17 protein-coding genes are annotated in these 20,619 nt (G+C 43.6%); 4 read left to right on the top strand and 13 right to left on the bottom strand.

The annotated features are described in order from the left end of the window. Positions 1-129 precede the first annotated feature (129 nt). The 11 genes from bamB to JFC08_RS05995 form a co-directional block, all read right to left on the bottom strand. A complete protein-coding gene (bamB, locus tag JFC08_RS05945; RefSeq protein ID WP_198330072.1) occupies positions 130-1,338 on the bottom strand; it encodes an outer membrane protein assembly factor BamB in 1,209 nt (402 codons plus the stop codon). 240 nt (positions 1,339-1,578) lie between these two features. Continuing rightward, positions 1,579-2,364, bottom strand: coding sequence for a YfgM family protein (locus tag JFC08_RS05950; RefSeq protein ID WP_198330073.1), 786 nt, complete (start codon positions 2,362-2,364; stop codon positions 1,579-1,581). Positions 2,365-2,419: 55 nt separating this feature from the next. Further along, on the bottom strand, positions 2,420-3,709 hold the full coding sequence (gene hisS, locus JFC08_RS05955; protein WP_198330074.1) for a histidine--tRNA ligase: 1,290 nt from the start codon (positions 3,707-3,709) through the stop codon (positions 2,420-2,422). Between the two features lie 64 nt (positions 3,710-3,773). Further along, positions 3,774-4,889: a flavodoxin-dependent (E)-4-hydroxy-3-methylbut-2-enyl-diphosphate synthase gene (gene ispG / locus JFC08_RS05960; protein ID WP_198330075.1), complete on the bottom strand. Its 1,116-nt coding sequence runs from the start codon at positions 4,887-4,889 to the stop codon at positions 3,774-3,776. A gap of 133 nt (positions 4,890-5,022) precedes the next feature. After that, positions 5,023-5,835, bottom strand: a complete 813-nt coding sequence (locus tag JFC08_RS05965; protein WP_198330076.1) for a helix-turn-helix domain-containing protein — start codon at positions 5,833-5,835, stop codon at positions 5,023-5,025. Beyond that, the gene (pilW, locus tag JFC08_RS05970) at positions 5,832-6,782 is read right to left on the bottom strand and encodes a type IV pilus biogenesis/stability protein PilW (protein WP_227697672.1); all 951 of its coding nucleotides are present in this window, start codon (positions 6,780-6,782) and stop codon (positions 5,832-5,834) included. Before pilW ends, JFC08_RS05965 begins: the two co-directional genes overlap by 4 nt. Positions 6,783-6,995: 213 nt before the next feature. Beyond that, complete coding sequence (rlmN, locus tag JFC08_RS05975) at positions 6,996-8,237, bottom strand: dual-specificity RNA methyltransferase RlmN (RefSeq protein WP_198330077.1); 1,242 nt, start codon at positions 8,235-8,237, stop codon at positions 6,996-6,998. 318 nt (positions 8,238-8,555) lie between these two features. After that, complete coding sequence (gene ndk, locus JFC08_RS05980) at positions 8,556-8,987, bottom strand: nucleoside-diphosphate kinase (protein WP_193011877.1); 432 nt, start codon at positions 8,985-8,987, stop codon at positions 8,556-8,558. A 437-nt stretch (positions 8,988-9,424) separates the two neighbouring features. Further along, positions 9,425-9,841 (bottom strand): lysozyme inhibitor LprI family protein, encoded by a 417-nt coding sequence (locus JFC08_RS05985; RefSeq protein ID WP_198330078.1) that lies wholly within the window; start codon positions 9,839-9,841, stop codon positions 9,425-9,427. 332 nt (positions 9,842-10,173) lie between these two features. Beyond that, on the bottom strand, positions 10,174-11,463 hold the full coding sequence (locus JFC08_RS05990; protein ID WP_045444847.1) for an adenylosuccinate synthase: 1,290 nt from the start codon (positions 11,461-11,463) through the stop codon (positions 10,174-10,176). A 125-nt stretch (positions 11,464-11,588) separates the two neighbouring features. Next, the gene (locus tag JFC08_RS05995) at positions 11,589-12,896 is read right to left on the bottom strand and encodes an ATP phosphoribosyltransferase regulatory subunit (RefSeq protein ID WP_198330079.1); all 1,308 of its coding nucleotides are present in this window, start codon (positions 12,894-12,896) and stop codon (positions 11,589-11,591) included. A gap of 479 nt (positions 12,897-13,375) precedes the next feature. Here JFC08_RS05995 and JFC08_RS06000 point away from each other — a divergent pair, with 479 nt between their 5' ends. From JFC08_RS06000 to JFC08_RS06015, 4 genes are all read left to right on the top strand, one after another. Next, the gene (locus JFC08_RS06000) at positions 13,376-13,765 is read left to right on the top strand and encodes a DUF2237 family protein (protein WP_045451983.1); all 390 of its coding nucleotides are present in this window, start codon (positions 13,376-13,378) and stop codon (positions 13,763-13,765) included. Between the two features lie 74 nt (positions 13,766-13,839). Further along, the gene (gene corA / locus JFC08_RS06005) at positions 13,840-15,054 is read left to right on the top strand and encodes a magnesium/cobalt transporter CorA (RefSeq protein ID WP_198330080.1); all 1,215 of its coding nucleotides are present in this window, start codon (positions 13,840-13,842) and stop codon (positions 15,052-15,054) included. A 291-nt stretch (positions 15,055-15,345) separates the two neighbouring features. Next, entirely contained in the window at positions 15,346-17,055 is a 1,710-nt protein-coding gene (locus JFC08_RS06010; RefSeq protein ID WP_198330081.1) for a chromosome condensation regulator RCC1, read from the top strand. A 234-nt stretch (positions 17,056-17,289) separates the two neighbouring features. Beyond that, positions 17,290-18,756: a di-heme oxidoredictase family protein gene (locus JFC08_RS06015; protein WP_198330082.1), complete on the top strand. Its 1,467-nt coding sequence runs from the start codon at positions 17,290-17,292 to the stop codon at positions 18,754-18,756. 82 nt (positions 18,757-18,838) lie between these two features. Here JFC08_RS06015 and JFC08_RS06020 read toward each other — a convergent pair whose 3' ends face one another. Both JFC08_RS06020 and folD read right to left on the bottom strand, forming a co-directional pair. After that, positions 18,839-19,357, bottom strand: a complete 519-nt coding sequence (locus tag JFC08_RS06020; protein WP_045451736.1) for a phosphate-starvation-inducible protein PsiE — start codon at positions 19,355-19,357, stop codon at positions 18,839-18,841. Between the two features lie 99 nt (positions 19,358-19,456). Then, positions 19,457-20,335, bottom strand: a complete 879-nt coding sequence (gene folD / locus JFC08_RS06025) for a bifunctional methylenetetrahydrofolate dehydrogenase/methenyltetrahydrofolate cyclohydrolase FolD (RefSeq protein ID WP_198330083.1) — start codon at positions 20,333-20,335, stop codon at positions 19,457-19,459. Positions 20,336-20,619: the final 284 nt, after the last annotated feature.

The following is a 20,619-nucleotide window of genomic DNA, read 5'->3' on the forward strand; positions in this document are numbered from 1 at the left end:
ACAAGCAATTTACACAAGGCACTAAACGCTGACGAAGCAGCGTTTGTGTTCTCTAAAATTGCAATCCATAAGTTGGCTTAACGATAATATCAAACATACTATCTAAGTAAGCATTAACCGATAAAAAGCTTAGCGAGCTAATTGCCAAATAGCAACCTGTCCTGATGTGCTCTGTGTCATTAAACGGCTGCCTTGTACTTGCAAGCTGCTCAAAGCACCCTTAGTTTGTACACGGCTAACGATTTTACCGCTAGCTGGATCGAATAAGTGTACCATGCCGTCAAAATCACCCACGGCAATATAATTGCCAATCATTACAGGATTGGTTAAATGACGATAAGCCAGCTCTTCACTTTCCCAAAGAACCTCACCATTACTGCGATTATAGGCAACCACTTTGCCCTCTAAGCTGGTACCAATCACTTGCTGGTTATTTACAGCAAGTGACTTTAAGCTGGCAAGCTCGTTGACAAACATGACTTGACGCGAAGCCAAATCAATACCTAATAACTGACCACTATAACTGATGGCAAATAGCTGGTTTTTATCGACGATCGGCGTACCATCGACATCACTCATGCGCTCAACTTCACTACTACCAGTGCCAACGCCAACACGTCTTGACCACTGCGGTAAACCACTATCAGTCGTCACCGCATGTAAACGACCATCAGCAGTCGCCAATAATGCCGTTTTGCTATCTAATAACGTTGGCGCCGCACTACCGCGCACACTGATGGCTGGCACTTGCGTCGCAAACTGCCAGACAGACTGACCTGTCTGTAGTGACAAGCCATGTAAAAAGCCATCGTTTGCTGATAGAATGACACGGTTATTGGTAATTAAAGCGGGTGTCAATACTGATCCTGATAACTGCTTCTGCCAGCGTTTTGCGCCAGTCACACTATCAAATGCCATCACTTGACCGCCGCGTGTGCTAATAATCGCTGTTTGGCTCAAAGCATCTAAAGCAACGCCGCCCGTGATTTGCTCGCCAACGTTGATCGACCATAAACGTTCGCCTGCACTGTTAAAGCCGGTCAAGTCCCCACCGCGCGATGCAGTGACGATTTGTCCATTGACATAACCTACTTGCAAGTCTAATGGATCTTTCTTACTGGCTTTTTTATTGCCAATATCTGTGCTAAAAACCGGTTGCAACACACTGATAGGCTCAGCAATCTGTACCAGCTTGACTGGATCATTGACGACGGGTTTAATACCGCGATTACACCCAATCAATGCAGTGCCCATCACTGCCAATACTGCCACATGCATCACCGTCGATTTGATGGTTTTAACTTTTGATATCTTGCTAGAGCGAATAGATTGAGTCATTATGAGTTCTCACTACAAATAAATTATTATTAATTAGTAAATTGGTTATCAGTAAATGTAAGATCGGCGATTAGTATTCATCAAGCACATTCAATGAGTGCTGGTGGTCTGTCCGATGCTGTTTTACTGCACCACTTAGCTTGTAGAACGGTTATAGATACGCGCTATTGACTAGCAATTATCAGGCATTAGGTAGAACGCAAACGCTATTATTGGTTAACAGCGCTTGTCACTGTACAATTATTGCGCAACCTCGGCAGCAGCATTTTCTTCCACTAAGGGCTGTGCAGGACTACTTGACTCTTGAATCAGACTGACTGGTTCGTCGATAGGCTCAGGTACGATGCCCAGACTCTCCATCTTTAATGCCAATACTGCACGCGTCTCTTGACGGTTGCGTAACAACTCCCAAGCATTATTATAAGACTTGATCGCTGAGTCTTTATTGTCTTGTGCCAAATAAATATCCCCTAACAACTCTTGTTGGCTGGCTTCAAATGAGCTTGGCATATCATTGTTGGCTTCTGCTAATGCAGCATCCGTATCGCCCGCCGCCAGTAACGTTGTCGCATAGCGCAAACGAGTAATTGCCTGTAAACCTGCATCACCTAAGTCAATAGCCAATGCTTTTTTGAGGGTTTCACTTGCCTCGGCAAATTCATTATTATCTACTTGCTGACGCGCTTTAATCATCAGTGCCTGCCAAGCGTAAACCGACTCACCATGCTTGCTAACTAGCGCATCAATATCTTTATTTAGCTGGATGCGACTTTGGGCAAGTGCTGCTTGTGCCTCTGCTTCCAAATCAGGGTTTTGTGAGGCCAAACTGACTTCTTCATTCAACCGCTGAATGTCTGCATAATGATCTGCTGCAACGGTGTCTACGCGCGCATGGTTGTCCTGCCAATATGTCCAACCGAAATAAGCGGCCAGTGCCAACAAAATCGCAGTGACAATATAGCTGCCATACTGCTTTAACGCTTGCATTGAATTGTCTGCATTCGGCGAATTGGGTGTCAGAGCCATATGTGTTTACCTGATAAAAGTGTTATTAAATTGCTAATGCTAAAACCGCAATCGATTACTGACGGATAAAATTTTCTTTACTCGACAGCCAATCTGTCGCAACCGTCTGTTGTTCACCCGTCTGCATGTCTTTAACGCTGAGGGTATTATCATCCAGCTCTTGCTGTGCAATAATAACGGTCAATGCAGCACCTGACTTATCGGCTTTCTTCATTTGCGCTTTTAGGCTCGTCGCACTCGCCATTTTCACCCGAATATCTGGGCGACTATAGCGTAGGCGTTGAGCATAGCCAATACCAGCACTATAAACTTCTGGATGCGCAACCACAAAAACATCACAGGCGGGAACATCAGCAATCGGCGCAACTGCTTCCATTAACAGTAATAAACGCTCAAGCCCCATGGCAAATCCAACAGCAGGCTCAGATTTTACTGGCTTATTGCCATCAGTACCAATGGATTTTAGTTGCCCGATCAAACCATCATAACGACCGCCTGCACAAACGGTCGCTTGGCTACCAAGCTTGTCGGTCACCCACTCAAAAACCGTTTTGTTATAATAATCAAGACCGCGTACTAAGTGTGGATTGATCTCAAAATTAATACCCAGCTCTGTTAAATAGGCTTGTACTTGCTCAAAATGCGCCACGCTTTCTTCACCTAAAAAGTCAGCAAGCTTAGGCGCGTCTACCAATAGAGCTTGGGTACTTGCTTCTTTGCTATCTAAAATACGTAGCGGATTGGTGGTCAAGCGGCGCTTGCTGTCTTCATCCAGCTGATCTTTTTTATCGGTTAAATAAGCAACCAATGCTTCGCGATAAGCATGACGCTCATCAATTTCGCCCAGACTGTTTAGCTCTAAACGCATCTCATCTTTTAGACCCAGCTCTTGCCACATCAAACGGGTCATGGCGATCAGCTCAGCGTCAGCGTCTGGTAAGGCACTACCAAAGCTTTCAACACCTATTTGATGAAACTGACGATAACGACCTTTTTGTGGACGCTCATAGCGAAACATTGGACCGATATACCATAATTTAGGCGTATCACCGCGCAGCAAGTTGTGCTCAATCACAGCACGTACTGCACCTGCTGTACCTTCGGGGCGTAGAGCCAACGGCGTTGGTGGATCAGATTTATCGTTAAAGCTATACATCTCTTTTTCGACAATATCAGTCGCACCGCCAATAGCACGCGCAAACAAATCGGTTTGCTCAACGATTGGCAAGCGAATATGCTCAAAGCCGTATCTGCCCAGTACTTCAGCCAATATCGCTTCTAAATGCAGCCATTTTGCGGACTGATCAGGCAAAATATCATTAAACCCTTTGATAGCTTTAATCATGGTACGGTCGTATCCTTAAAAATTTTAACAAGTGTCTCTTTTATTTTTTGCTCATAATAGTGTTTTATTTTACGCGGATAATCTCATTCTCGCGTTTTTTAGCCAAATCTTCGGCATGTGCGCGTACCATACCTTCTATTTCATCGACCAAATTGTCGGTATCGATAAGATGGCTTTTTTCACCCATACGATATACCAAGGATCTTGGTGCGGCACCAACAATGCCAATATCGGCCTCTTTCGCTTCACCAGGACCATTTACTTTACAGCCGATCACAGACAGATTCATTGGTTCACGAATGTCTTCTAAGCGCGACTCTAAAGCCGTCATAACTCGAATCACATCAAACTCTTGGCGCGAGCAGCTTGGGCACGCAATAAAGTTGACACCATTAGAACGTATATTGAGCGATTTTAAAATATCAAAGCCGATTTTAATTTCTTCTTCAGGCTCTGCCGCCAGTGAGATACGGATGGTATCACCGATGCCATCTAATAATAAACCGCCAAGTGCAATCGCGGATTTAACTGCGCCCGTACGATAAACGCCTGCCTCGGTGACGCCTAAATGCAGCGGATTATCAATTTCGGCAGAAATCAGGCGATACGCATCCAAGGTCAAAAACACATTACTGGCTTTAACCGATACTTTATATTGATCAAAATTTAGACGATCTAATATATCAATATGGCGCATGGCTGATTCAAGCATCGCCTCGCCAGTTGGCTCGGTATATTTGCGCTGAATGTCTTTTTCGAGCGAGCCTGCATTGACACCGATACGAATAGGGATGTTGTAATATTTGGCACAGGCGACCACTTCACGTACTTTGGCATCGCTACCGATGTTACCTGGATTAATACGCAGACAGTCAGCCCCTGCTTCAGCAACTGCTAACGCAATCTTGTGGTCGAAATGCACATCTGCAATCAAAGGCACACTGACCAGCTTACGAATTTCGCCAAAAGCTTTGACCGTATCCATCGTTGGCGTCGACACCCGCATCAAATCCGCACCAGCTTCAACGCAGCGTTCGATTTGAGCGACAGTTGCTGCCACATCGCAAGTATCTGTATTGGTCATACTCTGCACACTAATCGGCGCATCACCACCAATCGCGACATCACCGACATATATTTTTTTGGTAAGGCGACGGTTAATAGGCGCTGACGTTGACATAGACAAACCCTTCAGTTAAAGCGAAAAAACGCAGAAAAAATATACTTATAATAGCTTGGAGATAGCAAATTTTAAAAATAAATCTTGTACAGCAGTCGATAAGACTAGCATTCAAAATTAGCCGCTCAAAAAGTTAAGGCGCTAACTCAAAATTGGCTTGCTTATCCGTTGCATAAGTATTTAGAGCAACCGCTTCTTGGTTAAGCATTATGCTGACATTATCGACATTATCAATTTGTACATTAAACGGCGGCGTACCTGACAGTTTATAATCCCCAGATGTCTGCGAGCCACTCATTAGACTACTACCAGAAGCATCAGTAATACTCACGACGGCGGTATCCGTCAGTTTGACATCTAAAGACGCTGGACTTGCATCGCCGCCCAAGTTTAGAGCAGAGCCAGAGGCACCAACGCCCATCTCATCAGTATTGATTGCCGCACCTTGCGCTTGCTCTATCGCTGAGACGTCTTCGACCGTCGATACTGGCTGCTCGGTATTCTCTTTACTTGCATTACTCACCATGCGAAATAAGAAAATCGCTAAAATAATGACACCAATAACGGCGATGATCAGTAGTGGGTTAAAACGAATACGATTGTGCCTATCACGTTGCAACGTGCCCATTGGACGCAGTGGCGTATCCGTGTTATTCACTGACTTTGCTTTCAGCTCCGTAGGATAAGCGGCATCAAAGCTGGTTGCTATTTTTACAGGATCCAAACCCAAAAACTTAGCATAATTGATGGCAAACCCACGGGCAAAAGCAGCTTGCGGCATCTCCGAAAAATTTTCATTTTCAAGCGCTTGCAAATGACGCTTTAAAATAAATAACTCGGCAGCTACCTCGTCTAAGCTGATTTGCTTATTTTTACGGGCTTGCTGCAACACGGCACCAAATGATCCCTGAGCGTTAGATTGAGTGTTTAATGATGGGGTGGTCATTTCCATGGTGCCTCTGGATTGTTAAGCCAAGTCTTAAGTTGTTTTGCTTCATCACTTAAAGGATAAGCAGATAAAAGCTGCTGTGCCAATTGCTGGCGCGTCGTTATGTTATTTTGTGCAGCGGCCAATTTGATACCTTGTAATAGCAAGCGCGGGCTAATGCCCTGCCCTTGTACCAGTATCAAGGTTTCATCATAAAGCCTTTGAGCCTGTGGAACACGTTGCTGCTCAAGCAATAAGTCGACCAACTCGATATGGGCAATAATACTATTACGATTGCCATCAAGTGCCCGTAAAAATGCTTTAGCAGCCGCACTGCGATCCCCTAGCTGTAAGTAAGTGCGCCCTAGATTCTCTAGCGCACCAATACGACCTTCGTAACCTAATGCTGAACCCGCAATCTCAAACTGCTCTGCCGCCTCACGATAGCGCTTCATTTGTGACAAATAAACGCCATAGTTATTGTGGGCTTGCTCAAAATCTTTATCAAGCGTGATCGCTTTTTTAAAATACTGATCGGCTTTTTCGAGATTGAGTCGACTGCCCTCTTGCTGCAGCAAAACGCCCATCATATCATAGGCTGGCGCGTAACGGCTATCGGCAGCAAAGGCTTTTTCGAGTTGGCGTTGAGCGGTATCAAGCTCATTTTTGCGGATATATTGCGCGGCAAGTGAAGTGCGCACGCGAGCAATTTCTTGTTGATCTAAGTTACGATTGTCATTGGGTCGCGTAGACGTCTGATAAGCCGCGATGTTTGTCAAATCATTGGTCGGCGTGCTTTGACAACCAGTGAGCAGCAACCCTACCAATGCTGTCACTAATACCGTACGCTTCGACATCGCTATTGGGTCAATAGCCACTTGTCCATTCGCTGTACTCAATCGCTTATAAGCCTGAGAAAATATTTTCTGATAATTGAACTGACAAGAATTTCTAGAAGTCATCATAGCCGCCATCATAAAACTGTGATTCAATGCGTTCGATCCTCGATGCATCAGTTTAATAGATTTAGCCCGCATAAGTACAATTTAGTTGTCATTAATTGCTGTGCACATCCAAACTAATCGTTATTGCTACATTTTTATTACCATTGCGACAGATAAAAGACAAATACGATGCTACATCGAAAATGTCTATTCACCATTTATATGACCATCATACTAAACACTTTCACGATCCTTGATGCTTTGCTGCCATGCGGCTGAACGACGCGTTCTATCAGCAACTTGCCCAACCAATTGACCACATGCCGCATCAATATCATCACCGCGTGTTTGACGTATGGTACAAACAAAACCTGCTTCACTTAATATATTACTAAAGGCATGAATTCGATTATTACTCGACTTATCATAATTTGCATGAGGGAACGGGTTAAACGGTATCAGGTTAATCTTACTTGGTAAATCGCCCAATAATGCGACCAATTGCTCAGCATGCTCATTACTATCATTGACACCATCTAGCATCACATATTCAATAGTCACGTGTTTTTTATGGCGCGGATTTACTTCAAAAACGTAATTTCTCGCTGCCGCCATGAGCTGCTCTAATGGATATTTTTTATTGATCGGCACTAATTCATTACGCAGCTCGTCGTTTGGTGCGTGCAATGAAATCGCTAAAGCCACGTCAAGCTCCTGTGCCAACTCGTACATTTTTGGCACCACACCTGAAGTCGACAAAGTAACGCGGCGCTTTGATAAACCATAAGCATGGTCACTGAGCATCAATTCCATCGAGCTGACAACGGGACGATAGTTTAATAACGGCTCGCCCATGCCCATCATGACAACGTTGGTGACATTGTTTTCCCATAAACTATGGTCAACATTTTCTAAACTGTCATTTTCATCGGTCATATAAGAGGCATTTGCCACCCATAACTGTCCAAGAATCTCAGCCGCCGTCAAATCGCGCTCAAAGCCCTGCTTACCCGTACTACAAAAGCTACAGTCGAGCGCACAGCCCACTTGCGAAGAGACACACAAGGTTTTACGACCGTTCAATTTACTATCATCTGCAGGAATCAATACGGTCTCGACCAACGAGCCACCCGTGACTTCAAATACCCATTTACGCGTACCATCATCGCTGTATTGACGATGAATCACTTTTGGCGGAATGACGCAGGCATTGGCTGATAATTTATCACGCAAAGATATACTTAGATTGGTCATTTGCTCAAAATCAGTGACACCCTGCTGATATATCCATTTGATGACTTGCGTCGAGCGAAACGGCTTTTCACCAATACTCTTAAAGTATTCCGCCAGCTGCGCTTGGGTCATACCTAGTAGATTGGTTTTCGCCTGCGCCTCGTCTACTAATTTTATACTCTTAGTAGTCTTAGCAGGTACGTGTTGGACGTCAGTTTGAATAGGGATTTGAGCAGTTGACATAATAAATAACCTTTTTGCATCTACTGGTATGAGCGATACAATTGTTGAGATGGGTGTTGCTAGACGTACTCAATATATGAGTGCATGAGCAATCCGTTATGAGCGCATTTTTTACCAAAAACTGAAAGTAATATGCTGATAAAGGATTGATAACGCTATATAAAACTAATAATGAGGGAGAAAAGTTAAAACTTCAATGCATAGTCAGACTATTATAATAGGTAAAACGGCTTATACCAAAAGATATAAGCCGTTTTACCACACTAATTATTAATCAGCACTATTATTCATAACAGTGGCTGCTAATAAAAACTGCTATTAACGCGTACGTGCACACACTTCATCTTCATTGAAGAAGTAGCTGATTTCACGTGCTGCTGATTCAGCTGAATCTGAACCATGAACCGCGTTTTCGTCGATGCTGCTAGCGAAGTCAGCACGAATAGTGCCTTCAGCGGCGTCTTTTGGGTTAGTAGCGCCCATGATATCACGATGCTTAGCGATTGCATTTTCGCCTTCTAATACAGATACCAATACTGGACCTGAAGTCATAAATGATACTAGATCGTTGTAGAATGGACGCTCAGCGTGCTCAGCGTAAAAACCGCCCGCTTTTTTATCATCAAGTTGCATCATTTTAGCGGCAACAATTTTTAGACCTGATTTTTCAAAGCGATCGTAGATAGCGCCGATGTTGTTGCCAGCTACTGCGTCAGGTTTGATGATAGATAAAGTACGTTCGTTAGCCATGAAAAGCTCCTAATAAATAATGAATTCGATAAAAATGAGATGGTAAATACTTTGTTTTATCTTTGGCCGCAATGTTGACTTAGGCAGATTTAAATAACTCATGGTCTATCAATGCGATAATATGAGCACCAACACAGGATTGCTGCCTATTATAATGATTAGCGCTATAAATGATAGGGTTAATTTATGACCGCACCTTGCATAAAAGTAAATTTATGACCACAGCTTATCTTAAGACAAAGTGAGCATTCATCAATAGCAGATTCTTACCCTACGTATCTCATCGCTAACTATCTTTGTCATTGATGGGCTAGAACCAACTTGGCGAAAACTCTATGTAAGTGTTACCAAAAAAAATCCCTCAGCATATAATGCTAAGGGATTTTGTTAATACGCAGCTATGAAGGTCACTGCTTTCAAGCAATACTAAAAAGCAACTACTCGCCTAAGCGGCTGTCGCGGCAACTGCCAGCGCTACATTCACGCACACGATCATTTAAGAAGTTCACTCGCTCAGTTGTCACCCGAGTCGCACAGCCCATATTGACAAAAAATCCTTCATCATTATTATAACTACATTGGTCATTACGCTCGCGTATCCACGCCAGTTGTCCGCGCTTTAATTTGGATTTTTGCTGGCTATTTAACTGCTTAGCCAATTTTGCATAAGAACTATTCAGCTCTTTATCCGCTTCTAAATATACTTTCGTTAAGCAATACAAATCATCGAAATCATTGTTGGGTTTATCACAGTTTTGCGCGCCCCATGACAGCATAGGAAACATAAAAGCCGCAGACGTTAGCAGCGCTAAAGCTGCTTTGCCTATAGAGTGCTTGATAATAGTCGCTTTCATCACGTTTTCCTTTTTATATATTGATAAATTTACATTCATTTATAACATAATATACCAATTAAACCAGAATAATGTTAGCAATTCTCTCCTTTATACTATTTTTTCTTATCTCAATTTATTCAATGACTAGATATCTTGATTTTTTATCGTTAGAGATTAATAGTGATTAACACTTTTTATCACTTGGCATTAATAATAGTTAGCATAATAAAAAATGATGAGAATTTACTTATAAGACATTACTCACAAGGTAATACTCATAAAAAAATCCCAATGCTCAGCACTGGGATTTTTTATGAACGCTTAAACTAATTAAGTTTTATGATAAGAAACTAAGCATCATACGGGTCGCGCAATACAATCGTCTCTTCGCGGTCTGGACCGGTTGAGATAATATCAACTGGGCAACCAATCAACGCTTCGATACGTTTGATATATTTTTTCGCATTTTCTGGAAGTTCATCATAGTTAGTGATACCAACGGTTGACTCACTCCACCCTTGCATCGTCTCATACTTAGGCGTGACTGACTCATAGAATTCAGCATCGTGTGCACCTGCACATTCAGTCTCAGGCAAGTTATAACCCACACCGATTAGTAACTCTTCAAGACCATCTAATACGTCAAGCTTAGTTAAGCAGATACCTGACATAGAGTTCAGTACCACTGCACGACGTAACGCTTCAGCATCGAACCAACCACAGCGACGCGCACGACCAGTAGTCGCACCAAATTCATGACCGACTTTAGCCAAATGCGCACCAACATCATCAAATAGCTCAGTTGGGAATGGACCACTACCGACACGGGTAGTATAAGCTTTAGTGATACCAAGTACGTAATCTAAGTACAATGGACCGATACCTGTACCAGTCGATACGCCACCAGCGGTTACGCTTGAGCTGGTCACAAACGGATATGTACCATGATCGATATCAAGCAATGTACCTTGCGCGCCTTCAAACATCAGGTTCTTACCAGCCAAACGCAATTGATTAAGGTCTTCGGTCACATCAGTAACCATGCCTTTAATCTCTTCTTTCCACTCTTGGCAAAGCTTAAGTGTCTCATCAAAATCAATCGCTTCAACTTTATAATATTGAGTCAATTGGAAGTTATGATATTCGATTAAGTTGCGGAGTTTTTCTTCTAAATCATCACGGAACAAGTCAGCAAGCTTGATGGCACGGCGGGCTACTTTGTCTTCATAAGCAGGTCCAATACCGCGACCTGTCGTACCGATTTTGCCAGTACCGCGTTTAGCTTCGCGTGCTTGGTCAAGTGCCACATGATACGGCATGATAAGTGGGCAGTTTGGAGAGATACGCAGACGCTCACGTACTGGTACGTTGTTGTCTTCTAGCTCTTTCATCTCTTTTAATAAGGCGTCTGGTGCTAACACCACGCCGTTACCGATGAAGCAGGTAACGCCTTCACGTAAAATACCTGATGGGATTAAATGTAGGATGGTGGTTTTGCCATCGACAACTAACGTGTGACCAGCGTTATGTCCGCCTTGAAAGCGTGCAACTGCTGAAGCTTTTTCGGTTAGTAAATCGACGATTTTACCTTTACCTTCATCGCCCCATTGGCTACCCAAAACTACGACATTCTTACCCATGATCAATCCTTACCTTTATGTATTGAGGTGTGTGCAATAACGGTTTAAAGCCTGTGATAACTTTCGTTATCTTGATTTTAAAGACGTTAAAAAATGGTAATACTACTAATATTAAAAATTAATGCTTAAATATTCTGTAACTGCCAATGATTATCTCTAAAGCTCAAACGATGCGTCATATCAGAGGGACGATCTTCTGCATTTAATGGCATGGTGACGCGATAGCCTTGCTCACGTAAACTCTCAACCTGCTGTAGCAGTATCTGTCTCTGTTCTTGGTTCGCACTGCTCAAGGCTTCATAGTCGACCAATACGATGATTGGTGCCTCAAGCTGCGTGTGTGCAAGCAAACGACTGACATCCATACTAAAACCAGTGGCTTCACGTGGCTGATTGATTGCTAACTGGTTGCCGCTTTGCATACCATCGAAACGACCGCCACGTACCAGAGGTTGCGTCTCACTATTGATATAGCCGTTGAACACAATACCCGTGTGGTAATGATAGCCTGATAATTCCGTCACATCGATACTCACAGGGCATTGCCACTGGTCTTGTAGATGTGTTTTTAAGCGTTGTAATTCATTGATAGCAGTCGCGACTTGCGTGTCCTGCTGTGCAGTCTCTGACAATCTCGCCAATAGATTGGTAATATCATGACCAAAACGTGCCAAAGCATAAAAATCATCACCCATTGACAACAACTGGCAGACACGCTTTAGCTCTGGTAGATTTTTATTGGCATATAAATGCATGAGTTGCTCAGCGTCATTATCAGACAACGCTGCCAACTCAGCCAAGCGTTTGAATATCGCCACATGCCCCAAGTCTATATGCAGCGTCGCACTCATATTTAGCTTATTTATCATGCCAAACAAAACATCTATCAGCTCAATATCTGCAGCAAGCGAGGCACAGCCAAATATTTCAGCACCGAGCTGCAAAGGCGTACGTGAACCAAAAAGCCCTGATGGCAAGGTATGAATCACATCACCTGCATAGCAATAACGTGCAATACCTGTGCCGCCCCAATGCGCATCAATACGCAAAATCTGCGGGGTAATATCCGCACGCAGACCCATCAAGCGACCCGTTAGCTGATCGATAATCTTGAAAGTTTGACGCTTTAAATCTTCTGAGGCGCCACTCAACAATGACTCTGTAAATTCAATCATTGGTGGATTGACCAACTGATAACCATGACCAATAAGCTGCTGAGTCAGCCGATACCTAAGCACTTCTTGCTTACGCGCATCTTCGAACAGCACATCCACCACCCCATCAGGCAGCAACCAGCTATTAGCAACGTCGCTGGCAAAGTTGTTTAAATATGGCATGCTAGTAGAGGTAGCAGTGTTTTCAGCAGGCTGAGCCGCCGCTTCATTAGTCGTATTTAACTGGGCAGGTTTTGCAGAATCAGAACTGACAGACACAATAAATCCTTGTTTGGCGTATCGCTTACCAAAAACGCGGTACTGATGCGGTACTTAAAGGTTATATTTACAATTGCATTGACGCCATGCATTTTTATTTTTAACGCGCAACATCATTGACCCAATTATTTATAAACAAACTAGGTAGCCGCAAAAGGGTGAGTAATAAGTATAATTTAGAATGATAAGACGAGTATCTTTATGCGCTAATAAACGGCGTTAAATAATCAAGGCACTTTATGCTTTAGTTTAGCATAGCAGCCAAGGTTCGCCTAGTGACAATTAGCCACAATTACTATCTAATTACGTCTTATTAGCACTTAATCTATGAAGGTTATCTGTAGACTATATAAGTAATCGTTGACTCAAAAATGGTTACCATCATTTTATATCATAAAGAAAATAATGAGCAAAGTGAGAACAACGCCTTCGATACCGACTCATGGTACACTAAGCCATATTTTTATCTCGGAAGCCTTATGTCATCTGATTACCACCCAAACCCTGCCAACAATCAAGCCAATGTCTTAGGTACGGCACTTGCCAGCTGCTGCTTTGACCCTATTACCGGTTATTACCGCAATGGCTTTTGTCATACTGGTAACCATGACGTCGGTCAACACACCGTATGCGCCAAGATGACCAGCGAGTTTTTGAACTTTTCTGCCAGTCGCGGCAATGATTTGATTACGCCGCTACCTGAGTATGGATTTTCTGGCCTCAAGCCTGGCGATTATTGGTGCATTTGCGCGTTACGCTGGGTTGAAGCTTTGGATTTTGATATTGCCCCGCAAATCAAACTAGAAGCTTGCCACGAAAGCTTATTGAGCTTGGTCGATATTGATACTTTGAAAAGTTACGCCCTTTAATAACGATCATTATTAACAACAATCATTATAAGTTCTGATTGTGACACGTTTTTTACTTTATAAAGGGAGGGTGTATGGAAAACAATAACGACCAGTTGATCAAAAAAACCGCGCGTATTGCACCTAACTCTAATATCAATCGTATTTACGCCGATATGAATGATGAACATCTCTATCTAGACAATGACGACAGCTATATCTATGGCGATGCTGATACCACCACTGAGGACACCATCGAGACCATGACGGTCTACGATCCTGACTCTGAACGCTATGAAGATATTGACTTGTCGAGTGCCGATGAAGTCGTCAATTGCTATGCTTACTCACGTAAGACGGGTGAAAATCTCGATAAAGTGGCGCTAAACGATGTTAGTCGTGCCTTAAATAATAATGGTCAGTTTATTTGGCTTGGTCTCTATGATCCGAGCCTAGAAACCATGGTCAAAGTCAAAGAAGCCTTTGGGCTACATGAGTTGGCAATCGAAGATGCTTTCGCCGATCACCAGCGTGCCAAAGTCGAGAACTATGACAATGACATGGTGTTTGTGGTATTGCGTACCGCTAAGCTTGAGGACAATGTCATTCGCTATGGCACCACCGCGATATTTATGGGCAAAAACTACTTGATTACCATCCGTAATGGTCCATCAAACTCCTATGCGCCTGTCCGTGAGCATTGTCATCGTCGCCCTGAAAAGCTGCGTATGGGACCGATATTTGTACTGCATGCTATTCTCGATTTTATCGTGGATAATTATATGCCGATTACCGATCGTTTAGGTCGCTATTTGCGTGAGCAAGAACGTTACGTGTTTACCTATGAGTTTGATAAAGGTACATTAAAAAACCTTTATGAGCTCAAATCGCAACTCGTACACATGCGGGCGATTATTTTACCGGTACAGGATATCTGTAGTTTTTTTATTAATCATAAAAAAAGCGAGATGGTCTCTGGGTTTTCTCAGGCCGCTAAGCCCTACTTTCGCGACGTCAATGACCATTTGTTACACTCATTAGACGCCATTAATGGTCTGAATGAGATGCTGAGTGTGGTCATGAATACCTATATGGCCATGGTTAATATGGGACAGAACGAGGTGGTGCGTAAGCTTGCTGCTTGGGCAGGTATTTTAGCTGTACCGACGGCCATTGCGGGTATCTATGGGATGAACTTTGATTTCATGCCCGAGCTGCATTGGCAATATTCCTACTTTGTCATCATGCTCATCATTGGATCATTATGTGGCTATTTATATTACAATTTTAAAAGACTTAAATGGTTATAACCAAAATTTATAGTTGATGTTTCATTTGTAGTTAGCGTTCAGCTTTTAAAAACAGCATCCTTGGTGGTGCTGTTTTTCCACTTTATTATTGATAATAATTCTTATTTGTAATACTATTCACATTTATTATTGCTAAACTCTTGCCGCCATTTCTATTATTCCAACGCCATCATATACGATTGACTCAGTCAATAGCACAAACCCTACAACCGTCGGATTTGTATGGGACGGTTTTGTTATTTTACGGCTGGCGTACTGACATATTGTCAATTTGCATCTATCGAGGTTTTTATGCGTTTATCCCGTCTTACTCAAGCTGTCGCGGTCGTTACCGCAGCCTTGATTCTTACTGCTTGTGGCAGTGATTCCGACACAGCCACTGCTATCATAGATGGGACACCGCCACTACTAACCACTGATAGCAACTTTACTGATGGCTATAGCGCGGTTGCCGCGGTATTTGTCTCAGGACAAGTACAAGATAGCAGCGGCGTTAAATCATTGACCTATATGCATAATAACGAATCAGCTCAAGCGCTAACGCTAGATGCTGACGGTTATTTTGATGATCGTATTTTATTAACGCTAGGTAGCAATACCATTGTCTTAGAAGCCACAGACAATGCTGGTAATATCATGCGCTCAACCAAAACCATCTACGTAGGCGATACCATAGCGGCAGGTGGTTCGCATACCGCTGCCCTGCGTGATGGTCAGCTATATGGTTGGGGTCGCAACAACTATGGTCAGACAGGACTCGGTCTGACCACAAAAATCAGCGATATTATGGGACATCCAGACACGCCGATGCTGATGAACAGCGCACCAAAAGATTTGTTATCTATTGGCTTTAATCAAAATCATTCACTCGCTATTGCTCAAAATGGTCAAGTTTATAGTTGGGGCGAAGACAAATACGGGCAGCTGGGTCGCGGTGATGGGGGTCGTAATGACTGTAGCAAGACTGCAGACTGTCGTTTGGATATCAGCGCGATCGAAGGTATCGAAAATGCCGTCATGGTCGCACCCGGCTATAGCCATAACTTGGTATTGACCGAAGAGGGTACGGTTTGGGCCTTTGGTGCCAATGGACACGGTCAACTTGGTAATAATACAAGCACCGATAGCAGCACACCTGTCAAAGTTGACTTTTCAGCAGCCACAGAGGCAGGACATATCGTGCAGGTGGTTGTCAGTGGCAATAGCTCTTATGCCTTAGATGACAAAGGTCAGGTTTGGGGTTGGGGCAGCGATGCTTACGCCAACCTTGGCAAAGGTAAAGTCTGTAACACTACAACCAACTGTATCAACGTCAATGCAACCCCTGTACGTATTCATGTCATTAATGAAACGATTAATAACGCCATTACTGCTAAGACAGATGACGCCACTCAAAAAGCTGACGACCAACCCGCTATAGATGTAGAAAAAGTGACCCAATTGACGGCTGGCAAAGACCATATCTTAGCATTGACCAATAAAGACGCAGTGTATGGTTGGGGGTTAAATGCCACTAGTCAATTGGGCTACAATGGTGAGACATTTAATGGCAGCGAAAAGGCATGGGCAGATGTCATTACCTCACCGACCAAACTGCCTTGGTTTACAGATAAAGAAGTTCGCCGCGTCTATGCCAATGGCAATGCCAGCTATGCGTTACTGGACAATGTCGCCACTAATAATGGCTCATCAACAACGGATGGTATTCTCTATGCATGGGGCATGTTTGGGGAGACAAATGGCGCAGGCAAGACCATTTACAACGACCTAGATGAACCAACCAATAAGCTGCCGAATCTCAAGAATATCGATAATATGGCCATGGGTGCCATGCATCTGATTGCTCATGAAAAATCGTTTGACCAAGATAATAATGCGCTGAAAACTGGTCATTTATTTACGTGGGGCTGGAGTTTTGAAGGCTCACTCGGCAACAAAGACACCACTCATATTTGGATGTATAACAACCCTATCCCAGTTGCTTTACCTAGTCAGCTATAAGTGTTTTAAGTATGACGAAGCGAACAGTGCATAGTTGGTTGAATTTCCTATCATAAAATTCTCAAACAAGCAGCCTCGTTTATGCTGCTTGTTTGAGTCAATACGCCTAACTAATGCTCGGTAGCTTATCGCACAATCCTCAGGATATCCTCAATTAAATCGACAGCCCTCTAAATAGGCTGACGATGAAGATATACTCTAACCCCTTATATTCTAGCCATTTCAGGTCAGTCCATGTTTTTACGATCAAACTCGTCAACCATATCAAATTCTTCACTGTATACATCACTTCCCATCATACGTAACACACTACTCAGTGTAAGTATCGCGCTGCTGCTCACTGCTTGTGGTGGCTCAGATGATTCAAATAATTCCAGTAATGATGGCAATACTAACGCACCCAACCCACCCACTACTCCTGACACTCCAGAAATCGATACCAACTGGCAGCCAGCAGGTGGCAGTGCTACGATTGCCGCCAATGGATCACAGCCTTTTTTGCAAATCATGCCCAATCTACCGAGCAGCGCTTTAGGCGGGGTATCACCTGGACGTGAGTTATTTATCACCGAGTGGACACCAGCAAATGAGGGTCGCGTACTGTTCGATGGTGTAGGGCCACTGTTAAATGCCAATGCCTGTACCCAATGCCATAGCGCTGAAGGTCGCAAACCCATTTATGCAGCCAATGGTCAGCTGAGTGATGCGATTTTATTCCGATTGGGTAATAAGCAAGGCCTGCCACATGCTTATTACGGTGAACAAATGCAGCATCAAAGTATTGCCACAAGTATCAATCCCGAAGGGAGCATGCGCTACGCAGCAATGCCCAGTCAAAATGATAAACCTGCTGGCATACAGTTTAGCTTTACTCCAACTGACCCTAATCAACCCTTAGGAAATACAGCGATTAGCGGACGTATCTCACCGCAGCTGGTCGGCATGGGCTTGCTCGACCTGATTCCTGAAGCGCATATCATTGCGGCAGCTGACCCTGATGATAACAATCAAGACGGTATCAGTGGACGCGTACATTGGGTACAAGATGGCAAACAGCAGCGCATTGGCCGCTTTGGATGGAAAGCCATTAATACCAATCTACGTACCCAAAACGCCAATGCCATGTCGCAAGATATGGGTTTGACCACCTCGGTATTTATGGATCCTAACTGTACGGTAAATCAGCCTATTTGTTGGACAGCAGCGAATGGCGGCTCTCCAGAAGTCTCAGACAGCAGTCTAGACGCCGTGACCGATTTTATGACCGCCCTTGCCGTACCTGAAAGGCGAATAGACGATTTATCAGATTTTAATAAAGGAGCGCAATTGTTTGCGCAAGTCGGCTGTGCTGGCTGTCACACACCCAAGCAAAAAACAGGCAATAGTGATCGCTTCCCGCTCCTATCACAGCAAAACATTTATCCTTATACTGATTTATTACTGCATGATATGGGCGCTGGACTAGATGATAGCGTGAAAGAGAAAAATGCAGAAAGCTTTGAGTGGCGTACACCGCCATTGTGGGGAATTGGCATTGTGGCACGTGATCCAGAAGCGCGGTTTTTGCATGATGGTCGTGCCAGCAGCTTGACTGAAGCGATACTCTGGCATGGTGGTGAAGCAGAAAGTACAAAGACGCGCTTTACACAGTTATCCGCCACGCAAAAACAAACATTAATGACCTTCTTAAAGGGCATTTAACGCTCAAACAATGAAATGTGAGAGTTAAGAAGGCAAAAAAGGGCTACCAGTGGTAACCCTTTTTTATGCTGCTATTTAATAGTTATTCACGGCGATGCTTGGTATGACTATCAGGCGCTTGAGCATTATCAGGTAACAGCGCTTTAATCGTTAAGTTTGCATGCTGTTTATCTAGATTGTCCTCTGGACGGCCAAACGTTTTTGCTGTCCAAGTTAATACTACGATAGAACCGCTCAATAGCATAATGGCCACAGAAATTGTCGCCAGCAGCCATAAATGGAAATAGTCTGAGACCGCCTGTACATCAACCACCAAATGTCGTGATAAAGCAGTAATCGCGATAAATATCAAAAACTGTACCGGCAGACGATGGGTTTTAAAATAAATACCTATCATGGCCAGCAGCTCAAGATAAATAAACAACATCAATATGTCTTTTAAATCCGCTGAGCCTTTTTGAACAATACCAACGAACTCTTTACCGGCGGTCCAAACGACAACCACACTGATTAGAAATAAAATAACGTAATGACAGACATCGACAAACTCTCTACCGATGCCTTGTAGTCGCTCATGAACACCTACGTTTTTTTTAGCCATGTTTAGGTCCTATCAACTGAGATGTGGTTGATTTAGCCTGAGTATATATTACCTCAGGCCCCTTATTTATCGGCAATCAGTATTCGTATGACTCTCTTTTTAGCCGATATTCAAACCGGCAGATTTTTCAGCAGCATCAACCGTTTGGCGAATGAGGGTATTAATGGTCATTGGACCCACGCCGCCCGGTACAGGCGTATAAGCACTGGCGATGTTTTCAACACCTTGCAACTCGATATCACCGACGCCGCCATTATCCGTTGGATGAAAGCCTGCATCGATAACCACAGCGCCCGCTTTGATCCACTCTGCTTTAATCAGTTCAGGCACGCCCACTGCCCCAACCACGATATCCGCACGCTTGATATGCGACTCTAAATCTTGCGTTCTTGAGTGGCAAATCGTTACGGTGCAGTTGGCATTCAATAGCATCATCGCCATTGGTTTACCCAAAATGGCACTGCGACCTACAACTACGGCCTCCTTACCAGCAAGCTCGATATTATGATGCTCTAATAAGTGCATGATGCCTTGCGGGGTACATGAACCATAAGCGCTCTGCTGCATCGCCATACGACCAAAGCCAAGGCAGGTCACACCATCGACGTCTTTTGCCAAGTCAATCTGCTCAAAGCAAGCACGCTCATCAATATGCGCAGGCACTGGATGTTGTAGCAAGATACCATGGACGTCTGGATTGCTATTAAGTTCATCTATTTTCGTCATCAGCTCTTCAGTGGTCGTCGCACTTGGCATCTCAACGCGTATAGAATCCATGCCGACACGTTTACAAGCATTACCTTTCATACGTACATAAGTCGCAGAAGCGGGATCGTCGCCGACCAATATCGTCGCTAAGCTTGGGGTGCGTCCTGTTTTATTCTTGATAGCGTCTACACGCGTACTCAGTTGCTGTTCTATTTGTTTAGCAAGTGCTTTACCGTCCAAAACGGTAGCAGATCCTTGGGCAGTTGACATAGTAACTCCAATAGAGGGTGCGATAAAAAAAGAAAGACAGCGCCCGCAACTATTTGCATGCCTGTCTTATGCTTGATCAATGTATGATTAAGACTGATATTGTACCTGTCTGAGCTAAAAAATCCTAGCGTGAGATAAGACTTGAATACTTATAAATTTCTATCACTCGCCAATCTAGCAATATCATGTCATTGCCAATGCAGCCTTTACCGTTTAATAAGAAAGTCCAATCACAAATAAAAGTTAATAGCCGCAACACCTTATAAATACTCAACACGTCTTAA

The sequence above is a fragment of the Psychrobacter cibarius genome, from assembly GCF_016107535.1.
GTDB lineage: Bacteria > Pseudomonadota > Gammaproteobacteria > Pseudomonadales > Moraxellaceae > Psychrobacter > Psychrobacter cibarius.

Coding starts and splice junctions, on each gene's coding strand:
- bamB (WP_198330072.1), bottom strand. CDS start 1,338: ATGACTCAATCTATTCGCTCTAGCAAGATATCAAAAGTTAAAACCATC.
- JFC08_RS05950 (WP_198330073.1), bottom strand. CDS start 2,364: ATGGCTCTGACACCCAATTCGCCGAATGCAGACAATTCAATGCAAGCG.
- hisS (WP_198330074.1), bottom strand. CDS start 3,709: ATGATTAAAGCTATCAAAGGGTTTAATGATATTTTGCCTGATCAGTCC.
- ispG (WP_198330075.1), bottom strand. CDS start 4,889: ATGTCAACGTCAGCGCCTATTAACCGTCGCCTTACCAAAAAAATATAT.
- JFC08_RS05965 (WP_198330076.1), bottom strand. CDS start 5,835: ATGACCACCCCATCATTAAACACTCAATCTAACGCTCAGGGATCATTT.
- pilW (WP_227697672.1), bottom strand. CDS start 6,782: ATGATGACTTCTAGAAATTCTTGTCAGTTCAATTATCAGAAAATATTT.
- rlmN (WP_198330077.1), bottom strand. CDS start 8,237: ATGTCAACTGCTCAAATCCCTATTCAAACTGACGTCCAACACGTACCT.
- ndk (WP_193011877.1), bottom strand. CDS start 8,987: ATGGCTAACGAACGTACTTTATCTATCATCAAACCTGACGCAGTAGCT.
- JFC08_RS05985 (WP_198330078.1), bottom strand. CDS start 9,841: ATGAAAGCGACTATTATCAAGCACTCTATAGGCAAAGCAGCTTTAGCG.
- JFC08_RS05990 (WP_045444847.1), bottom strand. CDS start 11,463: ATGGGTAAGAATGTCGTAGTTTTGGGTAGCCAATGGGGCGATGAAGGT.
- JFC08_RS06000 (WP_045451983.1), top strand. CDS start 13,376: ATGTCATCTGATTACCACCCAAACCCTGCCAACAATCAAGCCAATGTC.
- corA (WP_198330080.1), top strand. CDS start 13,840: ATGGAAAACAATAACGACCAGTTGATCAAAAAAACCGCGCGTATTGCA.
- JFC08_RS06010 (WP_198330081.1), top strand. CDS start 15,346: ATGCGTTTATCCCGTCTTACTCAAGCTGTCGCGGTCGTTACCGCAGCC.
- JFC08_RS06015 (WP_198330082.1), top strand. CDS start 17,290: ATGTTTTTACGATCAAACTCGTCAACCATATCAAATTCTTCACTGTAT.
- JFC08_RS06020 (WP_045451736.1), bottom strand. CDS start 19,357: ATGGCTAAAAAAAACGTAGGTGTTCATGAGCGACTACAAGGCATCGGT.
- folD (WP_198330083.1), bottom strand. CDS start 20,335: ATGTCAACTGCCCAAGGATCTGCTACCGTTTTGGACGGTAAAGCACTT.